The following is a 7,466-nucleotide window of genomic DNA, read 5'->3' as shown; positions in this document are numbered from 1 at the left end:
GCATTCCGGCAGCAACGTCGTCTGCTGGCGATCCACCCCTTGAACGAAACCCCGCATCAATTCCCCCCGCGATTCAGCAAGAGAATCATAGCATCGACGGAGTTTTTACACAGCCTGGACCCGAAGCGGACATCAATTTTCCAAGCCAAGACTGACCAGAGCCTAGTGGCCTACGCCTCACACCCTCAAGTCAATAATCACTTCGCGGAGGTATTGGTCGTCGGGGTCACCGGCGCCGAGTTGGTGACGCCATAGTGGTCAGCCACGAAGTTACCGGGGTGGGCGTAGTTCGCCGGCCGAGGCCGTTCCGGCAGCATGGTGGCGTCCCAAGCCTCCCAATCGCTTTTCAGCCGCTCGAACACGTCTTTCTCCCGGTCCTTGAGGTTGGCCCTCTCACGTGGGTCTCTCGCAAGATCAAAGAGGAACTCGTTTCCAGCTATCCGCAAATACTTCCGATCGCCTGCGCGGATGGCGCGCTGCGATCCAGCCTTATAGCGCCAGCACAACTTCCGAGGATGCGGCTCAATGCGGGTAGTCAAGACTTGTCCGAGGTCTTCACCATCGGATGGATAACCCACGTCCGGAGAAGTGCCGGCGGCGGCTAGCAAGGTCGGCATCCAGTCCATCGTTATCATGACCTGTTCGGACACGACTGCCGCTGGAATCCGGGCCGGCCAGCGCACAATCGCGGGAACGCGAATGCCACCTTCGAGCAATTCGTGTTTCATGCCGGAGAATGGCCACACATTGGAGAATCGTTCGCCGCCGTTGTCGCTGGTAAAAACGACAATGGTGTTGCTGGCGAGACCGCTCGCGTCTAAACCCTGCAGCACACGACCGATATTGGCATCCAGACTTTGCACCATCGCCGCATAAGTTCTCTGTGAGCCGCCGTCGCGGTGCATAATGCTCCTGATCCGCTTTGACTCAGCCTCGTCGTCCGGTCCCTCCCATGGCCAATGCGGCGCGGTGAAATGCAGACTCAACAGGAACGGCTCTTTCGATTTCGCATAACCTTCAAGGGTCTGCACCGCTCGATCGCCGAGTAGGTTTGTCATGTAACCATGGCGCTCGACCGGCACCTCCTGCTCGTAGAGTTGATGCGCGAGTCCTGGGAACGGTAGTACGTACGTTTGTGAGGCTTCCCCCCCATGATTGAAATAATCGGCGCAGCAGCCGAGTATTCCGAAAAACTGGTCATAGCCGCTTTTCAGCGGACTGAAATCCGGCAGATCACCAAGATGCCATTTTCCGACTAAAGTCGTGCCATACCCGACTTTCTTCAGCAGTGATGGTAACGTGGGGTGGCTTGGCGACAAGCCAATCCCTTTCGGACTCAAAGAAGTAAGTGGCTCTTCGAGCCCAAGCGGCAAGCGAGCCTGATAGCGACCAGTGATCAAGCCCGTGCGCGTCGAAGAGCAGTCAGGCGAATTGGAATATGCCTGTGTGAATTTCAACCCCTCGGCGGCCAGCCGATCTATGTTCGGCGTTGTATAGTCCCGCTGACCATAGCAGCTTACGTCCGCGTAGCCGAGGTCATCCGCAAGGATGAAGACGATGTTCGGCCGCATCGTTTGAGCCCCGGCAGGACCGATCCGGCCCATTCCCGCGAGCGCCAACGAACTCACGGCAGTCGTTTGGACGAATCGACGACGAGAAATTGCGCTCTGCTGGACCATGGATGATTTCTCCTAGCCGGACTGAAGAAAATCGCTCATTTGTCATCAGCTTGCATCGCTTCGTCAAAATATGCGAAGCCAGCACCACTCTAGGGTCCGTTCGCAACTTACACCTACTGGTAACGGGAAAGCGTGCCCAATCGATCGTCGAAGGGCGGCGATTAGCCGCCTCTGAGAAGATGAACTTAATGTCTGTTGTATCGACTAAATCATTCGACACGAGTGCCTGACTAGCGTCCGAGTGTGGCCCATCGCGTCGGTTGGCGCAGCGACATATCCGGAATTCGGCGCAACCCGGAAGTCCACGTCAGAGGGCAAACCGACGCGATCGGCGCGTAGCGGTCCTGCACGCGAAAGGCGCGCGCCGTCGAGTGCGCCATTCGCTCCTACATTCGATTTCTTGCGAAGAAACGAGCCTTAAGCCTTCAGGTCCGTGATCCGCATAATCGCGACCACGTTCCCATCATTGAACGCCTGCTCCTTTGTGTCCTTGTTGCAGGTCCAGACGAAATTCTTCTTGCCTGTAAAGATCTTTTCGTCCTGCTCAAGCCGAAGCTCTCCTTCGGTAATATGGCAGACCATGGCATTCATCATCGGGGGCCCCATGGTCTTCGATCCCGGCTGCATGATGATGTCGCGCATCGAGACGGTCTTAAAGCCGGGGATCAGTGATGGTGTCTCGCCTTCATATTCACGCACCACGACACCCGGCCAGGGCGTCGTATCCTTGTATGCCGTGGTTTGAGCGGCGGCCGGCTTCATCATGGCCGCGGAAGCCGCTGCCATTCCGATTCCCAACACTGACCTTCGATCGATCTTGCTCATCGCTTTTCTCCTAGGTTACTGCAACAAGCCGCCGCAAAACGCTGCGCGCGTGTGGAATGTGAATGTGAAATCGGGGTGTGAAACCGAAAAGGGGGCGGTCTCTTAGGGTAGCGTACCTGCCGACAGCGCTAGTACTGCTCGTTCGTCCCGAACGGTGACTTCGGCACATCCCGCTTCAGGGGCAACCACATTCTACGAGACTGGACGCGCCCTAGAAATGGGTGTTTCGCCCAAGAGGCATAATGCCTCAGTTTGCTTAGGGCCTGAAGGTCAGACCCCGGTGTCAGCAACTTCACACTGCGACCAACTGAATACGCAAGTCAGTGTCACTGTCGCAGTAAGTGCGCGGCCACGACCTATTGGCGTCGAGTTCAAGCGTTCGTGGAAAGATTGTTACGACCAGTCTGGGAGGAACATCTGATGACGACTATGTTTGTTAGACACACGGTTTCCGACTACAAGACCTGGCGGACAGTTTACGACGATTTTGCTCCGGTTCAGAAGGCGAAGGGCGTAACAGCCGAGGCTGTCTACCGAGCAGCCGAAAATCCCAATGACATCACAGTAACTCACGAGTTCGCCACGATTGAAGCTGCGCAAGCCTTCGCGGAGAGTGCTGAATTGAAGAATGCCATGCAGAATGCGGGAGTGGCGGGAGCTCCAACGATTTGGTTTACGAACAAGGCGTGAAGTATCGATCCCGGCCAAGTGCCGGGATTGTTTTGCTGTGGTGGTGCCATGTCGCCTGTTGGCCCGTTTGAGACATGCCCGCCCATCCTGAGAATGTCAGTTCACCGAGGTTGACCGGAAGTCGCCATGCTCCGGCCGAACCGACGCGAACGACCCAACTGAGACATGTGCGCCGCAGGATTGTTGCGATGCAGAGCGCGTGGATATAAAAAGGGACTACGGCGGCAAGATCGTCCGCAACGCCAACTGCGCTACGCCCCTCCCCAGCATCGGGTACCTGATCGCATGACCAAAGCGCGCGCCGTGCCCATGCCCAGCAACAGCGTGCTCGCGCCGCTCTACGCGGGCGCGGACCTTTTGGATGCCTTTGCAATTCAACTGCCGGCGGGGGCCAGCGATGATGTAGAGGTGCTGGCACGCGCCGCGCTCGAGCGACAGCCGTGGTGGATTCGTGCGCTCACGCGTGTCCGTGATGTGGTGATGGCGACAGTCGCCGTCAAATCGTCGCGCACCGTCGGTCTTGCCGCAGCGGCGCGTGGGCCGGTTATCGGCTTCTTCCCAGTGCTGTCAAAGAGCGCGACGGAGTTGGTACTGGGCGCGGATGACTGGCATCTCGACTTCCGCGTCACCATCCAACTTCGCGCCGATGCAGCAAATGGGCGCGAGCTGGTCGCGGGTACCGTCGTGCATTGCCATAACCGACTGGGGCGTATCTATCTTACGACGATAGCGCCGTTTCATCGCGTGATTGTGCCGGCCAGTTTAGAACAGGCGGCAAGAGCAATGAAGATTTAAGCATTGCTTTGGCGGTCGCGACTGGCTGTAGTCCGCCATTAGCGGTCGACGAACGAGTCTGCCTCTGGCCCTTTAGCGACGTGCGGTGACCTGTAATCCGAGTCTGAAAGGAGCGCCAAAGCACATCTGGCGGTTCATCTGAATTTATTCACGCTCTCGGTTCGCTAGGCCTAGCCATGGCCACCCGCGTCAGCATCGGAAAATGCTTGTTGCCACCTGCGAACGGCGGGAATTTCACGAAGTCCGCGCGCATGCGCTTGATCACGTCGGAGGCGAGCGCGTGCGCGAGGGCTTCCGGGCTGTCGAACACCAGCTTGTTGCGCTGCATGTGCTCGACGCGCTGCGACGGCAGCCGGTCGATCCAATCGACGCGGGTGTAGATTTCGATCTGGCGGACGTTGGGGAAGGTCCGCATGATCGATGGATGATGCTCCAGGTAGTGCAGGTTCCAGGCGTTCATGTCCTCGGCCGGGCCGGGATAGTGCACGAGGTAGCTGCATGGAGTGACCGTGCCCGGCGGGTGCTCGGCAACGTCGACCGGAAACGAGCGCGTCAGCATCACCTGATGGGTGACGTCCAATCCGGTGAGGCCGGATAGTCCGGCACCTGTCGCAAGGCTGGCGAGGACGCCGCCACGGTCCATCACCGCCTCGCACGCGAACAGGTCGGGAAACCGCAGTTGAAGCGCAAACACAGGGCCGGAGCCATCGGCTTTGAAGGGATGATCGACCGACTGTTCGAGCGGCGTGAACAGCACGCCTTCGGTCATCTCCGGGATTGATCCGGCCAGCTCCACTACGGCGGCAATTTCATCGGGATGAAGCCGCCGTTCGCCTGCCGGATCGGAGAATGTGATGAAAAGCGAGATCATGCGGGTGTTGCCTCAGCGCCTTCGTCCACGCTCACATGTGGCACGAGCGCGGCGCGAATATCATCGGGCCATGGAATCGCATGGTGATCCACCAGCGAGGTCGCGGCAAGGATCTGGCGGGCGCGCCAGCGCCTGCCATCTGCGCCCGAGACGACATGCTCCAAATGGAGAGATGATCCGCCCACCCGGACGATGCGCAAGCTGAACGTCAGGAGATCACCGAACCTCGACGGCCGGGAAAAATCGCAGGTCAGATGCACCGTGGGCGTGCCGATCTTGCGGACCGTGATCAATTGCGGCCACGGAAACCCGATCGCCGCCCAGAAATCCTCGACGACGCCATTGAGGATGTTCAGGTAGGACGGAAAATAAGCGATGCCGGAGGGGTCGCAGTCGCCGAACCTCAGCTCGCGGTCGAACGAGAACGACGTCATCAGATCGCGACGACGGGGTGCCGGATGACACCGATGCCATCGACTCCAGCCTCCACGACGTCGCCCGGCCACAGCCATTCCTGGGGAGTCCTGCCGGCGCCGACGCCTTCGGGCGTTCCGGTCGCGATGATGTCGCCCGGCTCGAGTGTCATGCCCGATGAAATGTCTGATATCAGCACCGGAATGTCGAAGATCATGTATTTGGTGTTGGAGTCCTGCTTCATGACCCCGTTTTTCGTCAGCCAGAGCCGCAGGTCATGCGGATCTGGAATCTCGTCGGCGGTGACGATGCACGGGCCGAACGGTGCATAGGTGTCCATGCCCTTGGAGAAGATCCACTGGCCGGCGCGGCGATTGTCGCGCGCGGAAATGTCGATCATCACCGAATAGCCGAAGACGTGGTCGATCGCTTTCTCGGTCGCGACGCGCGTCGCGGTCTTGCCGATGATGACGGCGAGCTCGACTTCCCAGTCGAGCTGCTGCGTCATTTTCGCGTTGTGCTGGATCGCCGCACCCGGACCGATCACGGAGGTCGGCGGCTTGGAGAAGACGACCGGCTGCTTCGGCAGATCCTTGTCCGTATCCAGGCTCTTGGCGGACTCCGCGACATGTGCGCGGTAGTTCAGCCCGATGCCGAAGATGTTCTTTCGCGGACGCGGGATCGGCGCCTGCAGCTTCACATCCTCGACCGGAACGGCGGAGCCGGCCGGGAAACGGCCATTGGCGGTCTCCAGGCACTCCTTGAGCGCCGGCAGCAGTGTCACGCTGTTGTCGATCAACGACAGCATGTCGCTCGGCCATGCAAAGCCGAGCGACGCACCGAGGTGCTCGACGTCCACAACCAATCCGTCAACAAGGACTCCGAGGCGGGCACCGCTGGTGCCCAGGGTGTAGGTAACAAGGCGCATGAAGCTTTATCCGGCTCTTTCGGTTGAATTCTGTGTGGGGACGTCAGGCGGCAACTGGCTGGTGGCCCGCATTGTCGCCATAGGCCTCTTCCCGGTAGAAGCCGAGACTTTCGATGACGGGCAGATCGTTGAAGCAGAACAGGCAGGCGTCCTCGCTGTCCGACGCATTGCCGTGCTCGTGCCAGGCCCAGGACGGAACGCAGAAGATGTCGCGCTCCTCCCACTCGAAGCGCTTGCCGCCGATCACCGAATAACCACGGCCCTTGGCCACCTGGTAGATGAAGCTGCCGGTGTGCCGATGCGACTTCGTTCGTTCGCCCGGCCTCAGCAACTGCATGCTGGCGCCGATCGTCTGCATCACGTGGCCGCCGGTGACCGGATTGACGTAGTTCATGAGAATGCCGTCGTAAGGCGACCCATCGGTCGCGGCGGCATATTTCCGCAAGGAATCGTAGGTCGGCTCCCACTCATATTTGAACATGGGGGAATAGCCCTTCGACCATTTCGAGCCGGCCGGGCGAAGACCGGGATTGCCCCAGGTCCTGGTCATGTCGTCCACGGGATAGCCGGAGTCTTCCTGCTGAACCCTCGGATGGACCGCGAAAAAATTCGCCTCCAGCGCATTGACGAGCGGGATGTCGAGCCCATCCTGCCAGATGCAGACCGAGCCGTTGCCTTCGACGCCGTGCTCGTGCCAGGTGCCGTTCGGCGTCAGCACGAAATCCCGCGCCCCGAGCGTCATCTTGTGACCGTCGACGACGGTGTAGGCCCCCGACCCTTCCATGATGAAGCGCAAGGCGGACGCCGAATGCGCATGCGCCGTGGCGACTTCGCCGGGGTGCATCACCTGCAATCCCGAATAGAGCCAGCCGACCGCGGCCGAGACGTCGCGGCGGCCGGGATTGTTGAGATAGATCACCCGGCGTCCCGCCTTCTCCGGCGAGACCAGCTCGACCGACCGCAGCACGTGCTCGCGCAGATCGTTGTAGCGCCAGAGCACGGGAACAGACGCCGATTGCGGCGCCCACGGCTCGATCTTGTTGGCGACCGTCCAGAGCGCGCCGGCTTCGACCTTTTCGAGGTCCTTGTAATAGGCCTTGAGCTCGGGCGTGTCCTCGACATTGGCCCGACCGACGACGTTCTCGCGCATCCTATCCTCCAAGTCCTGTCTTTCGGCTTCAACCGGCTAGAGCAAATGAGTATGGTTGAGAGCTGATCGGGCCACGGTGGTGCTCAACCTCTCCCGCTTGCGGGGGAGGTCGGC

The 7,466-nt window shown here is 59.9% G+C and carries 8 protein-coding genes; 2 read left to right on the top strand and 6 right to left on the bottom strand.

The window, feature by feature from the left end; translation table 11 throughout:
• Positions 1 to 197: 197 nt before the first annotated feature.
• Both QCM77_RS44940 and QCM77_RS44935 read right to left on the bottom strand, forming a co-directional pair.
• Entirely contained in the window at positions 198 to 1,679 is a 1,482-nt protein-coding gene (locus tag QCM77_RS44940; protein WP_279689401.1) for a sulfatase family protein, read from the bottom strand.
• A 417-nt stretch (positions 1,680 to 2,096) separates the two neighbouring features.
• Positions 2,097 to 2,504, bottom strand: coding sequence for a hypothetical protein (locus tag QCM77_RS44935; RefSeq protein ID WP_279689400.1), 408 nt, complete (start codon positions 2,502 to 2,504; stop codon positions 2,097 to 2,099).
• A 420-nt stretch (positions 2,505 to 2,924) separates the two neighbouring features.
• On the opposite strand from QCM77_RS44935, the gene QCM77_RS44930 reads away from it, so the two are divergent.
• Both QCM77_RS44930 and QCM77_RS44925 read left to right on the top strand, forming a co-directional pair.
• Entirely contained in the window at positions 2,925 to 3,194 is a 270-nt protein-coding gene (locus tag QCM77_RS44930; protein ID WP_279689399.1) for a cyclase, read from the top strand.
• 285 nt (positions 3,195 to 3,479) lie between these two features.
• Positions 3,480 to 3,989 (top strand): DUF2867 domain-containing protein, encoded by a 510-nt coding sequence (locus QCM77_RS44925; protein ID WP_279689398.1) that lies wholly within the window; start codon positions 3,480 to 3,482, stop codon positions 3,987 to 3,989.
• 148 nt (positions 3,990 to 4,137) lie between these two features.
• Here QCM77_RS44925 and QCM77_RS44920 read toward each other — a convergent pair whose 3' ends face one another.
• From QCM77_RS44920 to QCM77_RS44905, 4 genes are read right to left on the bottom strand one after another with little or no spacing between them, the layout of a single operon-like run.
• Positions 4,138 to 4,860, bottom strand: coding sequence for a hypothetical protein (locus tag QCM77_RS44920; protein WP_279689397.1), 723 nt, complete (start codon positions 4,858 to 4,860; stop codon positions 4,138 to 4,140).
• On the bottom strand, positions 4,857 to 5,294 hold the full coding sequence (locus tag QCM77_RS44915) for an acyl-CoA thioesterase (RefSeq protein WP_279689396.1): 438 nt from the start codon (positions 5,292 to 5,294) through the stop codon (positions 4,857 to 4,859). The genes QCM77_RS44920 and QCM77_RS44915 overlap by 4 nt, the downstream gene beginning before the upstream one ends.
• Positions 5,294 to 6,202 (bottom strand): fumarylacetoacetate hydrolase family protein, encoded by a 909-nt coding sequence (locus QCM77_RS44910; protein WP_280097020.1) that lies wholly within the window; start codon positions 6,200 to 6,202, stop codon positions 5,294 to 5,296. The genes QCM77_RS44915 and QCM77_RS44910 overlap by 1 nt, the downstream gene beginning before the upstream one ends.
• 43 nt (positions 6,203 to 6,245) lie before the next feature.
• Positions 6,246 to 7,352, bottom strand: a complete 1,107-nt coding sequence (locus QCM77_RS44905; RefSeq protein WP_279659752.1) for a cupin domain-containing protein — start codon at positions 7,350 to 7,352, stop codon at positions 6,246 to 6,248.
• Between the last annotated feature and the right edge of the window lie 114 nt (positions 7,353 to 7,466).

It is taken from the genome of Bradyrhizobium nivariense (assembly GCF_029846695.2).
Lineage (GTDB): Bacteria > Pseudomonadota > Alphaproteobacteria > Rhizobiales > Xanthobacteraceae > Bradyrhizobium.
This window is presented reverse-complemented; position numbering and strand designations above follow the sequence as displayed.

Coding starts and splice junctions, on each gene's coding strand:
- QCM77_RS44905 (WP_279659752.1), bottom strand. CDS start 7,352: ATGCGCGAGAACGTCGTCGGTCGGGCCAATGTCGAGGACACGCCCGAG.
- QCM77_RS44930 (WP_279689399.1), top strand. CDS start 2,925: ATGACGACTATGTTTGTTAGACACACGGTTTCCGACTACAAGACCTGG.
- QCM77_RS44915 (WP_279689396.1), bottom strand. CDS start 5,294: ATGACGTCGTTCTCGTTCGACCGCGAGCTGAGGTTCGGCGACTGCGAC.
- QCM77_RS44935 (WP_279689400.1), bottom strand. CDS start 2,504: ATGAGCAAGATCGATCGAAGGTCAGTGTTGGGAATCGGAATGGCAGCG.
- QCM77_RS44910 (WP_280097020.1), bottom strand. CDS start 6,202: ATGCGCCTTGTTACCTACACCCTGGGCACCAGCGGTGCCCGCCTCGGA.
- QCM77_RS44925 (WP_279689398.1), top strand. CDS start 3,480: ATGACCAAAGCGCGCGCCGTGCCCATGCCCAGCAACAGCGTGCTCGCG.
- QCM77_RS44940 (WP_279689401.1), bottom strand. CDS start 1,679: ATGGTCCAGCAGAGCGCAATTTCTCGTCGTCGATTCGTCCAAACGACT.
- QCM77_RS44920 (WP_279689397.1), bottom strand. CDS start 4,860: ATGATCTCGCTTTTCATCACATTCTCCGATCCGGCAGGCGAACGGCGG.